This window comes from Streptomyces sp. WM6372 (assembly GCF_001279655.1).
Lineage (GTDB): Bacteria > Actinomycetota > Actinomycetes > Streptomycetales > Streptomycetaceae > Streptomyces.
Map to the genome: position 1 here is coordinate 58,719 of NZ_LGDB01000249.1, position 15,439 is coordinate 74,157.

18 protein-coding genes are annotated in these 15,439 nt (G+C 73.4%); 10 read left to right on the forward strand and 8 right to left on the reverse strand.

Annotated elements, in window-relative coordinates:
* Positions 1–59 precede the first annotated feature (59 nt).
* On the forward strand, positions 60–917 hold the full coding sequence (locus ADK52_RS37615) for a GNAT family N-acetyltransferase (RefSeq protein ID WP_053694329.1): 858 nt from the start codon (positions 60–62) through the stop codon (positions 915–917).
* Between the two features lie 153 nt (positions 918–1,070).
* Here ADK52_RS37615 and ADK52_RS37620 read toward each other — a convergent pair whose 3' ends face one another.
* Positions 1,071–1,748 carry a TetR/AcrR family transcriptional regulator gene (locus ADK52_RS37620; RefSeq protein WP_053694330.1) on the reverse strand — a complete coding sequence of 226 codons (678 nt, stop codon included), beginning with the start codon at positions 1,746–1,748 and terminating at the stop codon, positions 1,071–1,073.
* Between the two features lie 113 nt (positions 1,749–1,861).
* Between ADK52_RS37620 and ADK52_RS37625 the strand changes: the two genes are divergently transcribed.
* Positions 1,862–3,001 (forward strand): FAD-dependent oxidoreductase, encoded by a 1,140-nt coding sequence (locus ADK52_RS37625; RefSeq protein WP_053694331.1) that lies wholly within the window; start codon positions 1,862–1,864, stop codon positions 2,999–3,001.
* A 74-nt stretch (positions 3,002–3,075) separates the two neighbouring features.
* Positions 3,076–7,854: a hypothetical protein gene (locus tag ADK52_RS37630; RefSeq protein WP_053694332.1), complete on the forward strand. Its 4,779-nt coding sequence runs from the start codon at positions 3,076–3,078 to the stop codon at positions 7,852–7,854.
* An 85-nt stretch (positions 7,855–7,939) separates the two neighbouring features.
* On the opposite strand, the gene ADK52_RS37635 is transcribed toward ADK52_RS37630, so the two are convergent.
* On the reverse strand, positions 7,940–8,320 hold the full coding sequence (locus ADK52_RS37635; RefSeq protein WP_234344424.1) for a hypothetical protein: 381 nt from the start codon (positions 8,318–8,320) through the stop codon (positions 7,940–7,942).
* Positions 8,321–8,440: 120 nt separating this feature from the next.
* On the opposite strand from ADK52_RS37635, the gene rpmG reads away from it, so the two are divergent.
* From rpmG to ADK52_RS37660, 5 genes are all read left to right on the forward strand, one after another.
* Positions 8,441–8,605: a 50S ribosomal protein L33 gene (rpmG, locus tag ADK52_RS37640; protein WP_053694333.1), complete on the forward strand. Its 165-nt coding sequence runs from the start codon at positions 8,441–8,443 to the stop codon at positions 8,603–8,605.
* Between the two features lie 66 nt (positions 8,606–8,671).
* Complete coding sequence (locus tag ADK52_RS37645; protein ID WP_053694334.1) at positions 8,672–8,914, forward strand: type B 50S ribosomal protein L31; 243 nt, start codon at positions 8,672–8,674, stop codon at positions 8,912–8,914.
* An 87-nt stretch (positions 8,915–9,001) separates the two neighbouring features.
* Positions 9,002–9,607 (forward strand): GOLPH3/VPS74 family protein, encoded by a 606-nt coding sequence (locus ADK52_RS37650; RefSeq protein WP_053694335.1) that lies wholly within the window; start codon positions 9,002–9,004, stop codon positions 9,605–9,607.
* Positions 9,608–9,767: 160 nt separating this feature from the next.
* Positions 9,768–10,124 (forward strand): hypothetical protein, encoded by a 357-nt coding sequence (locus ADK52_RS37655; RefSeq protein WP_053694336.1) that lies wholly within the window; start codon positions 9,768–9,770, stop codon positions 10,122–10,124.
* A gap of 9 nt (positions 10,125–10,133) precedes the next feature.
* On the forward strand, positions 10,134–10,916 hold the full coding sequence (locus tag ADK52_RS37660) for a crotonase/enoyl-CoA hydratase family protein (RefSeq protein WP_053694337.1): 783 nt from the start codon (positions 10,134–10,136) through the stop codon (positions 10,914–10,916).
* Here the strand turns inward: ADK52_RS37660 and ADK52_RS37665 are convergent.
* Together ADK52_RS37665 and ADK52_RS37670 are read right to left on the reverse strand one after the other, a co-directional pair.
* Complete coding sequence (locus ADK52_RS37665; protein WP_053694338.1) at positions 10,876–11,331, reverse strand: hypothetical protein; 456 nt, start codon at positions 11,329–11,331, stop codon at positions 10,876–10,878. The genes ADK52_RS37660 and ADK52_RS37665 overlap by 41 nt on opposite strands.
* Positions 11,332–11,379: 48 nt before the next feature.
* Positions 11,380–11,559 carry a hypothetical protein gene (locus ADK52_RS37670; RefSeq protein ID WP_053694339.1) on the reverse strand — a complete coding sequence of 60 codons (180 nt, stop codon included), beginning with the start codon at positions 11,557–11,559 and terminating at the stop codon, positions 11,380–11,382.
* Positions 11,560–11,679: 120 nt separating this feature from the next.
* Between ADK52_RS37670 and ADK52_RS37675 the strand changes: the two genes are divergently transcribed.
* The gene (locus tag ADK52_RS37675) at positions 11,680–12,084 is read left to right on the forward strand and encodes a hypothetical protein (RefSeq protein ID WP_159046127.1); all 405 of its coding nucleotides are present in this window, start codon (positions 11,680–11,682) and stop codon (positions 12,082–12,084) included.
* Positions 12,085–12,286: 202 nt separating this feature from the next.
* Here ADK52_RS37675 and ADK52_RS37680 read toward each other — a convergent pair whose 3' ends face one another.
* The 3 genes from ADK52_RS37680 to ADK52_RS43210 are packed head-to-tail and all read right to left on the reverse strand — an operon-like array spanning position 12,287 to position 13,976.
* Entirely contained in the window at positions 12,287–13,258 is a 972-nt protein-coding gene (locus ADK52_RS37680) for an NAD(P)-dependent alcohol dehydrogenase (protein ID WP_053694341.1), read from the reverse strand.
* Positions 13,258–13,551 (reverse strand): helix-turn-helix transcriptional regulator, encoded by a 294-nt coding sequence (locus ADK52_RS45190; protein ID WP_199828610.1) that lies wholly within the window; start codon positions 13,549–13,551, stop codon positions 13,258–13,260. Before ADK52_RS45190 ends, ADK52_RS37680 begins: the two co-directional genes overlap by 1 nt.
* Complete coding sequence (locus ADK52_RS43210) at positions 13,548–13,976, reverse strand: hypothetical protein (RefSeq protein ID WP_030155787.1); 429 nt, start codon at positions 13,974–13,976, stop codon at positions 13,548–13,550. Before ADK52_RS43210 ends, ADK52_RS45190 begins: the two co-directional genes overlap by 4 nt.
* Positions 13,977–14,176: 200 nt before the next feature.
* Here ADK52_RS43210 and ADK52_RS37695 point away from each other — a divergent pair, with 200 nt between their 5' ends.
* Complete coding sequence (locus ADK52_RS37695) at positions 14,177–14,623, forward strand: DUF7144 family membrane protein (RefSeq protein ID WP_053694342.1); 447 nt, start codon at positions 14,177–14,179, stop codon at positions 14,621–14,623.
* Positions 14,624–14,629: 6 nt separating this feature from the next.
* Here ADK52_RS37695 and ADK52_RS37700 read toward each other — a convergent pair whose 3' ends face one another.
* Positions 14,630–15,169, reverse strand: a complete 540-nt coding sequence (locus ADK52_RS37700; protein ID WP_159046129.1) for a CAP domain-containing protein — start codon at positions 15,167–15,169, stop codon at positions 14,630–14,632.
* Positions 15,170–15,439 lie beyond the last annotated feature (270 nt).

A 15,439-nucleotide genomic window follows, 5' to 3' on the forward strand; every position in this document is an offset into this window, starting at 1 on the left:
TGCGCGCGCGGGGCGGCCGAGGCCGAGACGAGGACCTGCCACCCGCCTAGGGTGGGTGGATGGACGACATGGCGATCGTGGCCGGTCAGGCCGAGTGGCGGGGCGGGTTCGAGGAGCGGGTGCTGGCCGGGTACCGGGCCGCGGGGTGCTCGGAGCCACTGGCCCGGGCCCTGCTGGAGCGGGCGGTGGAGGGGATCGAGGAGTGGACGGTGGCCACGGACGGCACCGGATGGATCGCGGTCGGGCTGACGGAGGAGAACGGGGCGGTCGTGGGCCGGATCCACGACCTGACGGTGGCCCAGGGTCGCGCGTGGGCCGAGCGGTGGTGCGCCGGGCACGGCGCGCAGCGGGTGGCGGTCCGGCTCACCGGCGGCGCGGGAGGGGGAGCGTTCGCCGACTATCCCGTACGGGGACAGAACCGGATGCGTGCCGCGGCCGAGCGGCCCGAGCTGCCTCCGGGCCTGACGGTCCGCCCGCTCACGGAGGAGGAGTACCCGGCCTGGTATACCGCCGAGGAGGCCTCGTACATCGCGGACATCGTCCGGGCCGGAGCGCTGACTCCGGAGCAGGCCAAGGAGAAGTCCGACCAGGACTTCGCCCGTCACCTCCCGCAGGGGTACCTGACCCCGGAGCACGGCTTCTACGCGATGGAGGCCGAAGGCCGGGTGGTCGGCACCGGCTGGGTCAACCACGGCTTCCTGCCGGGCGTGACCTTCGGCTTCTCGCTGGAGGTGCACCAGGAGCACCGGGGCAAGGGGTACGGCCGGGCCGCGATGACGGTCGGCGAGTGGGCCACGCGGCACGGCGGCGACGAGGTGATGATGTTCAACGTGTTCGGCGGGAACGAGGTCGCGATGAGCCTGTACGACAGCACCGGCTTCGCCGTGCTGGACGAGTACCGCTCGATCGACCTCTGATGCACGCCGGTGGCCCCGTTCGTGGGGTGGAAGCGGAAGACGAGGGCGCCGTGCCCACGCCATCCCGCGGCGGTGTCGCCGCCCGGGCCCGGTAGCGGCAGCGAGCGGCTCGCCGGGTCAGTCGGGTCAGTCGGGTCAGTCGGGTCAGTCGGGTCAGAGGGGTTTCGACGCGGCGATCCCGGTGAGGATGATGTCGATTCCGGCGAGGAACTCGATGCGGTCGTCGTGGTCGCGCAGTTGCTCCGCGACGTCACGGGTGAACGCGTACTCGTCGGGATCGAGGTTCGCCCAGGTGTGGGCGACAGTGTTGAGGAACTCGGTCCGGTTCTCCTCCGACTCCTGCCCATGGGCGTTGGCCGCGTTCTGTCCGCCCACTCCGAGGATGTAGTTCAGCAGCGCGGACGCGGCGGTGAACTGGGCGTTGCGCGGCACTCCGAGCGCTCGGACCTGGCGCCCGAGGTGTTCGAAGACCCGCAGCATCGGAGACTGCCCCGGGGAGCGGGCGAGTTGGGTGCCGATCCACGGGTGGGCGTCGATCGCGTCGAACACGCCGAGCGCGAGGTCACGGATCGCCTCCTGCGGCGTCGCATCGGCACGGACGTCGGTCATGGTGTCGGCGACGACGGCCTCGGTGGCGGCGCTCAGGAGCTCATCCTTGCCCGAGACGTGCCAGTAGATCGCGCCGGGCCCGGTGGCGAGGCGCTCGGCCAGCACACGGAACGTGAGTCCGGCATCACCCGCCGTGTCGAGAATCCCGATCGCCGCCTCGACGATGCGCTCCCGGGAGAGCGGCTCCCCTCGTCGCTCCGCACGACGCGTCCGTGTTGCCATGCGTCCATCCTGGCACAGCCCTGGAATCCCGTTCCAGCTTGACATCTCTGGAACGCCGCTCCAGTCTGAGGGATGGAACGACATTCCAGAGCGGCGACAGGCAAGGAATCCCCATGACCACTGATGTCACGATCATCGGCGCCGGGCTCGGCGGGCTGACCCTCGCCCGCGTCCTCCACGTCCACGGCATCCCGGCGACGATCTACGAGGCCGAGGACTCGCCGACCGCCCGCACCCAGGGCGGCATGCTCGACATCCACGACTACAACGGGCAGCTCGCCCTCAAGGCCGCGGGCCTGTACGAGGATTTCCTCGGCCTCGTCCACGAAGGCGGCGAAGCGTCGCGCGTGCTCGACAAGGACGGTGCCGTCCTCCTCGACCAGCCCGACGACGGCACCGGTGGGCGTCCGGAGGTCCACCGCGGCGATCTGCGCCGCATCCTGCTCGACTCGCTGCCGGCCGGCACGATCAAGTGGGGGCACAAGGCCACCGCCGTCCGCGCGCTCGGTGACGGCCGGCACGAGGTGGCGTTCGCGGACGGCGCGACCGTGACGACGAACCTGCTGGTCGGCGCGGACGGGGCCTGGTCACGGATCCGCCCCCTGCTGTCGGGCGCGAAGCCCGAGTACGTCGGCATCTCCTTCGTCGAGACGTACCTGTTCGACGGCGACGCCCGTCACCCGGCCAGTGCACGGGCGGTCGGCGGCGGATCGCTCTTCGCGCTCGCGCCCGGGAAGGGGATCCTCGCCCACCGGGAGCCGGGCGGCGTCCTGCACACCTACGTGGCGCTCAACAAGCCGCAGGAGTGGCTCGCCGCCATCGACTTCACCCGCGCGGACGCGGCCACGGCCCGCGTCGCCGAGGAGTTCGACGGCTGGGCCCCGGAACTCACCGCGCTCATCACGGACGGCGAGACCGCTCCGGTTCCGCGGACCGTCAACGCCCTGCCGATCGGACACCGGTGGGACCGCGTGCCGGGTGTCACCCTGCTCGGTGACGCCGCCCACCTCATGTCACCGTTCGCCGGCGAGGGCGCCAACCTCGCCATGTACGACGGCGCCGAGCTCGGCAGCGCCATCGCCGCGCACCCGGACGACATCGAGGCCGCGCTCACCGCGTACGAGGAAGCCCTCTTCCCCCGGAGCGCCGCTGCCGCCGCCGAGGCCGCCCGGAACCACGAGCTGTGCTTCGACGACGACGCCCCGCACAGCCTCATCGCCGTCTTCGCCGGCCACTGGCCCACCGGCCGGTAGGGGGTGTCTGCGGGCATCCCGCCGGTCAACAGGCCGACGCCGCCTTGTCGGTGGGGCGTGCGACGATGCGAAGCATGATCGTCTCGTTGGAATCCCTGCTGCCGACCGCCGGTGCGCACGCCTCGACCACGTACGCCGACTGGGTCGCCGCCCACGACCCGGGCGCGGCCGGGAGCGCGCGTGACCTGGTCGAGGCGATGCGCACCGAACTCGGGCGGTCCCAGGCCAAGCCCGGCCGGTTCGTGGACACGATGGCGGCGCGGGCGCGGCGGCTGCCGGCGGCGCATCTGCCGTGGTTCTGGGACACCGTGGGCCATCGCCTGATCGGCTACGGGAGCCGCCCGGGCGGCCGGGCCTATGCGGCGGCGCGGTCGGCCGAGGCCCAGCACGGACTCCCGGTCGACCCCGCGTACCGCAGGGCCAACGCGCTGCTGTTCGCGGCGGGCGGGGCGATGCCGGCCAAGGAGTTCGGGGCGCACCAGCGGTTCCTCGCCCAGACGCTGGAACCGGCCGCCGCGCACACGGCGCTGGAGGCGTTCCTGACCGCGTGGTCGGGTTCGCCGGCGGACCTGCCGGCCGATCTGGTGCGCCGGGTGCGGGCCTCCGCCAAGGCGGCCGGGTACGGCGACGAGGAGACGGCGCGGCTGGTGGGCGCGATCCTGTCGGCCACGCGCAAGAAGTCCGTGCCGGACGCGCTGCTCGACGCCGCCGGGCAGGTCCTGACGGCCCATCCGCCGACGGACGCGGTCTCGGCCGGGCTGGTGGAGGTCTTCCCGGACGGGGTCACCGACGGCGGGGCCTGGCTGCGGATGCTCATCGGCTGTGGCGCGGCAGGGGCCATGGCGGCCGGGCGGGTGGTGCCCGAGGGCGGGCTGCACCACTGGGTGGGGAACTACGTACGGATGTACCAGTACGCGGCGCAGTCCGGCGGCGGGGTGGCACGGCAGCCGCTCCCGGTGGAATTCCTCGACCTGGTGGGCCGGTTGGGGCCGCGGCTGCGGGCGGAGGGCGCCGCGGTGACGCTGCACACCACCCGGCACCACTGGCAGGGCTTCGACGCGGACGTGCTGGACGCCTGTCTGGCGGCCGGGGTCCCGGTCGTCGACCCGGGACCGGAGACGCGGATGAGGTTCTGGGGCGAGCGGTCCCGGCGGGACCTGACCGCTTTGGCCGCCGACCCGGTGTTCGGTCCCCGGCTGGAGGGGACCGTCCACGCGGATCTGCTGCCCCGGTGGGGGCCGGCGCGCGGGCGCCGGGCCGGCTCGGCGGTGACGCTGCTGCCGGGCAACGAGGGCATCGCCCAGGAGGTCGCCGCACGGGTCGGCAAGCTCGTCGACACCGTGGCCGGCGGCGGTATGGCCGGGGCCGAGGAGGCCGTGGCCGAGCTGGAGACCGTACTGGACCGGCCGACGGTGTCCGCGCTCGACGGGATCGCCGACGCCCTGGCCGGGGCGGGGGCGGCCGGCGCGCTGCGGCGCTCGCTGGCGGCCGGCCTGCCCGAGGAACTGGCGTGGCCGGCCCTGGAGTCGGTGTACGCCGAGTTCGCGGCGGGCGCCGGCGCCGAGGAAACGGAAGAGGCTCTGCCGGGGGTGCCGGGGGTGGCCGGGGTGAGCGCCACCTGGCCGGTGCTGACGGTGTTCGGGCGGGACCGGGCGGTCGCCGTCGGCCCGGACGGGGTGCGCGGCTCCTGCCGTTTCACGGTGCCCGACGGCGCGACGATGTACGCGGTGCACTACGTGGGCGGCTCCTTCCTGGTGAGCTGGACGCTCAAGCCGAGTCCGTACCACTGCGACACCGCCGTGTGGGCGGACCGGCCCGCGGAGGTGTTCGCCCCGGACGAAGTCGGTGGTCTGGTGCCGTTCGGCGGCAGCCTGGACGGGGCGTACGGCTTCCAGTTCGAGACCGCCGACGGGGGCGGGCGCCACGGCGGCGGACGGGTCCTGCGTCCCGGCGGGACGGAGGGCATCGACCGCGACGAGCTGCAGCTCGGCGACGGCTCGCGGATCTGGACCAACGCCGTGTTCGGGCGCAGGCCGTGGGAGGTGGTGGACCCGGTCACCGGGGAGCCGCGGGGCGCGGTCGCGCTGCCGGACTTCCCGGGACGTGCGGCGCGTACCGAGCCCGCCGCGGAGCCGTCCGAGGCCGGCATGGCAGTGGCCTCGGAGGCCCTCCAGCTGGCGCCGCTGCCCGCCGGTCTGGCGGGATCCCCGCTGGGCAGCCGGGACGGGCTGGTCGGGACCCGGGTGCTGTACCGCACCCGGCACCGGAACCACGCGCCGGACCACTACCTGGTGGAGAGCGTGGACGGGCGTACGGCCCGGTTCGACATCGACCGCCAGGGACAGGAGCCGTGGGGCCTGTGGGCGCCGCCGGAAGGTACGGCGGCGGACCCGGTGGAGGACGTGGTCCTCGCCGAGGCGCAGACCCGGACGGGCGTGCGCGCGTACGCCGCCGGCGGCGCGCTGCTGTGGGAGCTGGACGGGCATCCGTCGCCGCGGAATCCGCGGGTGGCCCCGGTGCGCCGGGTCACCGCGTCGGGGGGCGTGGCCCTGCCGCCCGCCTTCTGGTACCTGCTGCGGACCCGGGACGCGGCCGGGTCACGGGCGCTGAGAGGGGTCGGGCGGGAGACCGCGGACGCGTTGCTGAAGGCCGCCCGGGCGGACGCGGAGGAGCTGCGCGCCGCCGTGGCCCGGGAGCTGCCGGACGTCGGCGACCCGGTGCTGGTCGAGGCCGTCGTGGCGGTGGCCGGGCGGGCCGCCCGGGTGGAGGAGCGCAGGCTCGCCCTGCACCGGCGGGTGACCCTGCTCGCGCAGGCGCCGCCCGCCCTGCCGCGCCGGTCCGCGCCGGACACCGAGCTGATGCCCGCACTGTTCGGGCTGGTCTCGGACGGGGGCGACGACCCGTGGCGGCGCAGCCCCGATGTGAACCTGCCCGCGACGCTGAGCGCGCTCTCCTCGGACGGGGCCGCTCTGGCGGGGACCCTCGTGGAGGAGGTGCGCCGCCTCTCGCCGCCGGCTCCGCCGCACGACTGGTCGCAGCTGATGGGCGCGATCGACGCCGCCGCCTGGCGGGCGGCGGTGGAACCGACCGCGGACGCGGAGCGGGCCGCTCTGCTGGCGCTGCTGGACACCTGGGCCGACCAGCCGTTCGCTCGCGCGGGCGGCCGGTGGTGGGTGGGCCGCGCGTCCGCCGGGGTCGTGGACGGGCTCCGCGGGGGCGGGACCGCGGTGGCGTCGTGGCCCCTGCGGTCCGGCAGCGCGCAGAGCTGGTTCGTGGCGCCCGCCCGGGAGGAGGCGGACGGCGACCCGGTGCCGGTGGCGGTGCCCCAGGCGCGGCTGGTCCGGGTCGAGCGGGACGACGCCGCCCGCCTGCGGGCCCTGATCGCGGCGGTCGAGGAGCACGGGCCGGTCCCGCTGCCGGAGTCGGCGGCCGCGCGCTTCGCCGGACTGACGGGCGTACGCGGGCCGGTGGCCCGGCTCGTGGTGGCCGGTCTGGTCGGGCGGTGCGACCGCGACGAAGACCGCGCCCTGGCCCGCAAGGCCCCGTACAGGGCGACGCCGATGACGGCCGAGTCGTACGAGCGGCTGCGCGCCCGGCTCGGCGGCGCGGGCCGTCGCGCCGTCCTGGCGGCGGGCCTGCCCGAGGACCCGGCCGAGCTGTGGCGGCCGGGCGGGATCGAGGCGGCCGTGGAGCGCATGGCCGCGGTGTGGCGGGAGCGCATGGGGACGCTCCCCGCCCTCGACGACGGTGCGGCCGACGCCCTGGAGGCCGGGCTGGGGCTCCCGGAGGTGTGGGCCCGGCGGCTCGCGGGCGGATACAGGGCCGCCGCCGACGCGACCGTGGAAGCGGCCGGCTGGGAGCTGGCGGCGACTCCGTACGGGGCGGGCGTGGAGGTCCGGGCCGTGCCGCCGGCCGGGCGGGAGCTGCCGTACCGCACCCCGGTGGGGCTCTCGCTGTGGCAGATGGCGAGCGCGCTGGTGTGGGCGTGGACGGACCGGCCCGTGGGCGATCCGGCGGTCGCCGGCGCGATGGACGTGTACGAGCGGCTCCGGGCGGAGCTCGATCGTCCGGAGATGCTGGTGGCGCTGGCCGGTGGGCGGGTCCAGGACACCTCGGAGCGGATCGCGGAGCGGTTCGGGCCCGGGAGGCTGCCGGTGGCGATGGACCGCCGCAAGGAGGAGGCGCCGGTTCCGGTGACCGCGTACGACTCCGGGCCCTTGGTGGTGTGCGCGCCCGGCGGAGCCGCGTTCCTGCGGCCCGCGGCGGTGGCCGACCCGGAGGTGTGGCGGCGTGTGCGGGAGGTCACCGACGTGGCCGAGGAGCTGGACCGGGTGGCGCCGCTGCTGGCCGGGGGCGGTCTGGAGCGGATGATGCACCGGGCTCGGTCCGGGGCGGTTCCGGCCGGTGCGTACGAGGCGGACCCGCGGCGGTCCTGCCCGGATCTGGTCGTACGGGTGTCGGAGCGGCTCGGGGCCGGCGCGGATGCGGCCGCCCTGTACCTTCAGCTGGCGACGCTGGCCGCGCCCACCGACCGGAACGTGCGGCGGTGGAACGGCTGGTCGGCCCGGCAGCACGCAGCCGCCCGCGCGGAGCTCCTGGGCACGGGCGGGGTGGTGGAGGCCAAACGGGCTCGGGCGGGCCGGACCCTGTTCCTGCCCGGGGAGTGGACCGAGCCGAAGTCCCCGCACCTGCCGCTGGAGGCGGCGAAGCTGGCCGCGCACGCGGTACGCCCGCTGGGGCGGGGCCAGATCCGCAGCCCGTTCGGGCGGGTCTTGCCGACGACACCGCTGCACGAGATGTTCGCCGCGGCCTGGGAGCGGGAGTCCGGCGAGGGGAGCGGCGGGATCAACTGAGGCCGGGCGGTGGGGCGGTGGCGGTGGGGCGGTGGCGATCCCGCTCGACGGGGTTCGCCACCGGCCCGGCCGGTCACTTCCGGAGCTACACGGGGCAGGGCTTGTACTCAAGGCCGAGTTCGCGGTCGACGGCGTAGCTCGTCCGCATCGAGGCGTCGGTGACCTGCTGCCACGTGCCGTACGGGGCGTACAGCTGGTCCGCCGTGGGCCCGAGCGGATCGCCGTACTCGGCCGTGTTGCGTTCCTCCAGGATGCGGACCTCCTCCGGGGTCATGCCCGCGCGGGTGATCGCCTTGGCCCGGTCGCGCATGTCGACGGGTTCCCTGGCGATCTCCTCGTCGGTGGCCCCCGCGGCCCGCATGTCGGCGGCGGTCCGGTGCATGTCCTCAAGGAGCCCGTGGTAGGGGATCCGGGTCTTCTGGGCCTCGACCTTCTCCCCCCACGGGAGCAGGCGGATACGGCACACGACCGGGTCGGTGCTGGGACGGGGAGGGGCGGGAATGCATCGGCCCCGGCTCCTGTTACAGGACTCAGCTGGCATGCGCGAGTCAAACATCGCGCGAGCGCCCGCCGAGAGGAGCACCCCGTGGCACGCAACACCACGCGCCCCGTCGTCCGACTGAAGTCGACGGCCGGGACCGGCACCACCTATACGACGCGCAAGAACACCCGGAACAACCCGGACCGACTCGTCCTGCGCAAGTACGACGCGCTGGCCGGAAGGCACGTCACGTTCCGAGAGGAACGCTGAGGCGTACGGGGCGTCGCCCCGCAGGCACGCACGCACTCGGCCCACGCGCATGAGGAAGGACACCGCATGAAGCACCGAATCCACCCCGAATCCCGCTCCGTCGTCTTCCGCGACCGTGCTGCCGGCACCGCGTTCCTGACCCGGTCGACCGCGCACGCGTCGAGCACCATCGAGTGGGAAGACGGCAAGACCTACCCGCTGGTCGACGTCGAGATCTCGTCGGCGAGCCACCCCTTCTACACGGGGACCGCGCGGATCGTGGACGCCGAGGGCCGGGTGGAGCGTTTCCACCGGCGGTACGACCGCTGAACGGTCCACCGGCCCCGACACCGCGTTCTTCCACCCACCGGGGGCGATACTGAACATCACTGCCGATGACCGCGAGGGGAGCCGTTCATGACCACGGCGAAAGACCTGTTCATCATCGCCATGGATCCACAGCCGAACCGTCCCGTGGGGCAGGGCGACTTGTCGCTCGCACTCGCGGGAGCCGAGCTCATCGATCTCATGGGCGCGCAGGTCGTCACCTTGGACGGTGACAGCATCGTGCCGGGCGATCAGTCCGCACAGGACGACCGCCTGTTGGGCGAGGCGTCGGCGGCACTGACCCGGCAGGTGCCGTACGAGCGGGTCGAGGACTGGCTGTGGCGCAGGGGCCGCGACCTCGCCGCGGCGTACCAGAGCGCCCTCGAGGCGGACGGCGAATTGACGCGGGGCCGCAGCGGCCGGTCGCTCTTCGGGGCCGAACGCGTGGAACTGGCCGATTCGCCCGCCCGCCGCCAGGCCCAGAACCGCTGGGAGGCGGACGAGCCCGTACTCGCCGCCCTCGCGGCGGTCGTGGGCATCCAGAGCGGGCCGTCCGAGGAGGAGCCGGACCTCGACGACGAGGCGGTGACGACCGTGCTGGCCATCGTGAACGACGCGGTGATGGAGCTGGAAGCCGTACGCCAGCGGCGGTCGATCGAGAAGGCGGCGTTCGCCAATGTCTGGCGAGGCCCGTGACGGGTGCGCGGCCTCCGCGCCGTCCGCTCTCCGGTCACTCCAGTCGCTCCAGTCACTCCAGTCGCAAAACAGTTCGAATACTCCGGCTGCGCGCAAGCTGAAGTGCAGCAGATCCCCGGACCGCCTCCCGGACCGGGGCCCAAGCTTTTAGGCTGGTCACATGCGCCACACGCTCACCAGCCTCGCCAGCGCCTACGACCTGGAGCACGTCAAGCGTGCCCCGGCCGGCGGTCGCGACTTCATGGCCCGGGCCGCCGCCTACCAAGAACGGCTGGCACAGCGCCCCGACCTGCGCCACTGGTCCCCCGTGGACGACACCGACCCCGGCGAAGACGGACCCGAGCGCGTTCTTGACGCCGACCTCGACGCGTGGACCCGGCTCGCTGACGGCCCGAACCGCGGCGCGTGGCGGATGGCGCGGTTCAACCGCCCCGGGCAGGAGGACCAGCCCGGCGGCGCGCTGACCTGGCGGGAGCTCACGTACCACTACGGCCCCCTCACCGAGGACGACCAGTGAGGGTGCGGCATGGCGCATGAGCAGACCGCGGTGCGGGTCGAGCGGGACGGCCCGGTGTTCACCGTGATCCTGAGCAGGCCGGAGGTCCGCAACGCCGTGGACGGGCCGACGGCGGCACTGCTCGCCGACGCCTTCCGCCGGTTCGAGGCCGACGAGGAGGCGGCCGTCGCCGTGCTCTGGGGCGAGGGCGGGACCTTCTGCGCCGGCGCCGACCTCAAGGCCATCGGCAGCGAGCGCGGCAATCGGGTACTGGCTTCGGGGGACGGGCCCATGGGGCCGACCCGGATGCGGCTGGGCAAGCCGGTGATCGCGGCCATCGCGGGGCATGCGGTGGCCGGGGGCCTGGAGCTGGCGCTCTGGTGTGACCTGCGGGTCGCGGAGGAGGACGCGGTATTCGGCGTGTTCTGCCGCCGCTGGGGCGTGCCGCTGATCGACGGCGGTACGGTGCGGCTGCCCCGGCTGATCGGGGAGAGCCGCGCCATGGACCTGATCCTGACGGGCCGTCCGGTCACCGCCGCCGAGGCGCACATGATCGGGCTCGCGAACCGGGTGGTGGCCCCGGGTCAGTCGCGCCGGGCCGCGGAGGCGCTGGCCCGTGAGATCGCCGCGTTCCCCCAACTGTGCATGCGCCACGACCGGTTGTCCGTCCTGGAACAGCACGGGCTGGACGAGGCGGAAGCACTGGCCGGGGAGTACCGGCACGGTCTGGTTCCGCTGACCGCGGGCGAGACGGCGGCGGGAGCGGGCCGCTTCACCTCGGGCGCGGGGCGGCACGGCGCGTTCGGGGAGTGATCCGGCGGACGGACCTCGCGCTGAGCCAGGTGAACAGCGCCGTGGCGATCACGGACAGGAGCGAGTAGAGCACGGTCGTCGCCCACGCCGTGAAGCCCGCATCGACGACCGCGTACGTTCCCCACGGCGCCCTGGCGACCCGTACGACCTTCCCCGCGGTCCCACCCCCATCGGCCACCCGAACCCTGACCGGCCCGTGGTCCGCCGCGGCGATGAGGCTGCCGGTGCACTCGAGGTAGCTGCCGCCCCGTCCTCCGCCCGTGCGCTGGCACTGGGAGATCCGAAGCTGGTCTTCACGGCCCACGAACCCCAACCCGACGAGGCCGGCCAAGGTCACCCACACGGTCACGGCCACGAACAGCAAGGCCACCACGCCCCACGCCGCCGCGGCAACGGCCCTCCCCCGGTCAATCATCCCGTCAGCATAGGAGTCGGCCGTGAGAGGGGATGCCGCGGGCGGACGTTACCGGCCGATCAGCGGGAGCGGCGGGAAGGTGTGGTTCCGCCAGATCCGGTCGGAAGCCCGTTCCGGATAGGAGGTGACGGTCGGTTGGGCGTCGAAGAGCTGGACGAGGCGTTCGTCGGTGTCGTACGCGGGCCAGCCCGGGGCGCCGCCCGCGGCGAACTCCCCCTTGCGCCGCACCAGCCATTTTCGTCAGCGAGGCCGTCCTCGGCCACGGAACGCGCGTGGCCGGCTGCCGGGGTCGCGGCTGGACGCCCCTGGACCGTGTCTTTCGGATCATGCCGATGGCAGAGTGTGTCCGTGAGTTACAGCATCTTCCTGCTCCGGTTCGTGGACAGCGGGGTCGTCGCGTTGGACGCCGAACGGTTTCGGCATGTGACGGAGCCGTACGTGGTGGCGGGCGGTCCGGAGGAGGGCTTCTCCCAGCTCCGTGCGGAGGACGGGGGCGAAGCGGACCTGTACCACGAGTCCCACGGCGAAAGCGGGATACCGAGCGTGACGGTGACGCACTTTGCCCGTGGCGCGATGCTCGGCGTACTCGCCCGGCTGGCGGCAGCCCTCGGAGCCGCTGTCGTCCCCCAGGACGGTGAGGCACTGATCTTCCACGAGCAGGAGCGTCGTCACCTTCCTGCGGAGCTTCGGGCAAACGCGGTCGTCATGGCTCCCACGGAGGACGCGCTGCAGGCGGCACTCGACGCGCGCTGAGCGTTTCCGCCCTGATCCGCGTGCCAATGACGGTTGGCTCACTGCTCTCTCGGCCCCGGGATGGCGTGCTTGATGCCGCGTCTTCGCAGGTGGCTGCGATTACGGCGGAAACCATATGCCGTGTCGCCACTCGCATGATCAGGCCGCCCCGGGACCGCCACGAGCCGGTGATCCCACAGTCCCACGATCCGCCGGACGGGCCCTAGACGCGGATCGCGATCTTGCCGCGTACGTGGCCTTCGCGGAGGCGGCGGATCGCGTCCGGGACTTCCGGCAGCGGGTACGTGCGGTCCACCACCGGGGTGAGCGCGCCGGACTCGATGAACTCCCCCAGGGCCCGCAGGTCCTCGGAGCGCGGGGTGGCGGCGAGGCCGCGCAGGCGGTGACGGGTGAACGGCGACAGCAGCAGGGCGCGCAGCTGCCGGTCGTGGCCGCCGATCCAGCGGCCGTCGGTCTCACCGCCGACGATGATCAGGGTTCCGCGCGGGGCCAGGGCCCGGCGCAGGCGACGGAGGGGGCGGTTGCCGCCGATGTCGAGGACGAGGTCGTACGGGCGGACCCCGTCGGTGGGGTCCTCGCGGGTGTAGTCCACGACCTCGTCGGCTCCGAGGGAGCGGACCAGGTCCGTTTTGGGGGTGCTGCAGACTCCGGTGACGTGTCCGGCCCCAAGCGCCTTGGCCAGTTGGACGGCGTACGTCCCCACCCCGCCCGCGGCGCCGATCACCAGGACCCGCTGACCGGGCTTCAGCCGGCCCGCGCGCAGGGCCTGGAGGGCCGTGCACGCCGATATCGCGACGACCGCCGCCTCTTCGGGGGTGAGCCGGGCCGGGCGCGGAGCCAACCTGTCCTCCTTGGCACACGCGTACTCCGCGAAGGAGCCGGCGCAGGTGCCGTACACCTCGTCGCCCGGACGGAAGCGGGTGACGCCCGCTCCGACGGCCTCGACGCGGCCCGCGACGTCCATGCCCCGGACCCGCTGCCTGGGTGCGCGCAGGCCGAAGCCCGCCGCGCGCAGTGCGTAGGGCGTGCCCGTCATGAGGTGCCAGACCCCCTGGTCGAGGCCGGCCGCGTGCACGCGCAGGAGCACCTCGCCGGGCCCGGGGACGGGCCGGTCGATCTCGTCGAGCCGCAGGACCTCGGGCGGTCCGTACACGTCCTGGACGATGGCTCTCATCAGCTGTCTCCCCCGTTGTCGTCTGTTCCGCCGGATGTGCTCGTACCGTTCGCGCCGCCGGTGCCGGTGCCGGCACCGGTGCCGGCCGCGTACTGGAAGACGCTGTCGAGAGGCACCCCGAACGCCTGGGCGATCTGGAAGGCCATCTCCAGCGAGGGCGAGTAGCGGCCCTGCTCGATGGCGATGACCGTCTGGCGGCTCACGCCGATGCGGCGGGCGAGCTCGGCCTGGGTCATCTCGTCGTGCGCGAAGCGCTGGGCGCGGATGGTGTTGGTGACCCTCGTCGGCTTCACCGCGGGTGGAAACCGAACCGGTACGAGATGACCTTGACCACCAAGCTGAGCACCGCCGAGAGGACGAGAGCCAGGTAGATGGCGTTGGCGATCCAGAACGGTGCGGCCTCGGCCATCGCGAGCAGCAGACCGGCCACGGCGCCGATGACGACGAACGACTGCCCCACGTACTCGCCGAAGCGGTGGATCTCCCGGTCGCGCTGGTCCTTGACGTTCGCGTCCTGCGGCGAGGACGCGGCGATCGCGATGTGGGCGGCGATCGACACGACGATCGACAGGCCGACCGTCCACAGCAGGGTTCCCGCGTAGGGCGCGTGCGTCAGCGGCACTCCCGCGGGGCGCTCCAGTACGGCCCACAGGTACAGCGCGTACGACCCGATCGCGACCACCAACATGCTCCAGGCACGTTTCTCTTCGACTGCCACTGCCCCTCCCGATGTCAAGAAAACCAGACACTCGGAGTGTCAAGCAGCCGCAACACGATGTCAAGAATTCTTGACCCCTGGATATCGACCGGGTGCCGTTGGAGTGCCGATGGAGTGCCCCCGTGCCACGCTGAGACGGAGATCGCGACGGTCCGGCACGCTCGGTTGACCGGACGGCCGCGCCGAGCAAGGAGGCCGACATGGCCAGTGACTCCACCCGCTCCAGAGCGGCCGACGCCGGCCCGAGCCCGTGGCACGCGCCCACATCCGGAACCACCGCCCTCGCGGCAGCGCTGATGATTTTCGGTGGCGCGATGGCCGTCTTCGAGGGAATCGCGGCCATCGCGAACGACGACCTGTTCCTCGCGACGCGCCACTACGTGTTCGAGTTCAGCCTGACGGGCTGGGGCTGGGTCCACCTCATCTTGGGCATCATCCTCGTCCTGGCGGGTTGCGCTGTCCTCTCCGGAGCCCTGTGGGCACGCTTCTTCGGCGTGTTCGTCGCAGGTCTGGGTGCGCTCGCCAACTTCCTGTGGATCCCGTACTACCCCGTCTGGGCCACGGTGTTGGTCGCCGTCAACTTCTTCATCGTCTGGGCGCTGTGCAGGGGCATGCACCACGAGGCCGGGGACGGCCGGGCGGCGTGACGCGCGTCAGCTCCCGTACAGGCACACGACGATCCAGCCCTCACCCTGGATGGGAACGCCGCTCTTCGCACCGCAGCCCATCGTGTGCCACTTCGCGTCGATCATGTTGTAGTAGTGGCCCCACATCCGGTACCCGGCCGGGTTGCTCTGGTAGTCGTGGTTCGGGTCGGCGTCGTAGGCGCTCTTCTCGGCGGCCCAACTCCCCGTCGCCTGGTCCGGCGGATAGCCGGAGATGTTCTCGGCGGCGCTGCCCAGCGGGGCGTGGTTCAGCCGGCCGCCCTCGGTGGAGGCCGGGTTGTCGGCCCAGGCCTGAGCCTGTGCGGCGAGCGAGCTGTCCCAGGTCAAAGGCTGCTGATCGGCCTTCTGGCGCACGCTGTTCGTCTCGGCCAGGATGGCCTGCTGCTGGTCGGGGCTGATCTCGGCGGGGCGCACCGCCGAGCCGGCGACGGTCGCGGTGGCACCGGTCGCGAGCATCGCGCCCGCGGCCATCAGCGCCGCCGCGGCGAAGGCCCCGGCCCTGTGGTGTACCCGAGTGAGGTTCCTCATCGCGACTCCCTGGTCGCACGGACACAGCAGCGCGAACAGGGCTGCCGGGAGGTGTCGGCGGGGATCACGACCGTCCGCGAGCGGCCGCACGGCCGACCGTGCGATGGCCGGGTGGGCGGCCATCGGCGACGAAGCGGCCTGATCGGCGTGGTCTGATCGGCGTGGTCTGATCGGCGGACCATGACCGCCTTCGGTAAGGCCAGCCTATGTCCGGGGCTTCCGTGGGGCGAGTGGAGGTCTTCGGGACGGCGCTGGGCGGGCAGAGCGTGG

What these genes read in the sequence shown, in the direction of transcription:
- ADK52_RS37615 (WP_053694329.1), top strand. Translation starts at nt 60, where the DNA reads ATGGACGACATGGCGATCGTGGCCGGTCAGGCCGAGTGGCGGGGCGGG.
- ADK52_RS37620 (WP_053694330.1), bottom strand. Translation starts at nt 1,748, where the DNA reads ATGGCAACACGGACGCGTCGTGCGGAGCGACGAGGGGAGCCGCTCTCC.
- ADK52_RS37625 (WP_053694331.1), top strand. Translation starts at nt 1,862, where the DNA reads ATGACCACTGATGTCACGATCATCGGCGCCGGGCTCGGCGGGCTGACC.
- ADK52_RS37630 (WP_053694332.1), top strand. Translation starts at nt 3,076, where the DNA reads ATGATCGTCTCGTTGGAATCCCTGCTGCCGACCGCCGGTGCGCACGCC.
- ADK52_RS37645 (WP_053694334.1), top strand. Translation starts at nt 8,672, where the DNA reads ATGAAGCACCGAATCCACCCCGAATCCCGCTCCGTCGTCTTCCGCGAC.
- ADK52_RS37650 (WP_053694335.1), top strand. Translation starts at nt 9,002, where the DNA reads ATGACCACGGCGAAAGACCTGTTCATCATCGCCATGGATCCACAGCCG.
- ADK52_RS37655 (WP_053694336.1), top strand. Translation starts at nt 9,768, where the DNA reads ATGCGCCACACGCTCACCAGCCTCGCCAGCGCCTACGACCTGGAGCAC.
- ADK52_RS37660 (WP_053694337.1), top strand. Translation starts at nt 10,134, where the DNA reads ATGGCGCATGAGCAGACCGCGGTGCGGGTCGAGCGGGACGGCCCGGTG.
- ADK52_RS37665 (WP_053694338.1), bottom strand. Translation starts at nt 11,331, where the DNA reads ATGATTGACCGGGGGAGGGCCGTTGCCGCGGCGGCGTGGGGCGTGGTG.
- ADK52_RS37680 (WP_053694341.1), bottom strand. Translation starts at nt 13,258, where the DNA reads ATGAGAGCCATCGTCCAGGACGTGTACGGACCGCCCGAGGTCCTGCGG.
- ADK52_RS37695 (WP_053694342.1), top strand. Translation starts at nt 14,177, where the DNA reads ATGGCCAGTGACTCCACCCGCTCCAGAGCGGCCGACGCCGGCCCGAGC.
- ADK52_RS37700 (WP_159046129.1), bottom strand. Translation starts at nt 15,169, where the DNA reads ATGAGGAACCTCACTCGGGTACACCACAGGGCCGGGGCCTTCGCCGCG.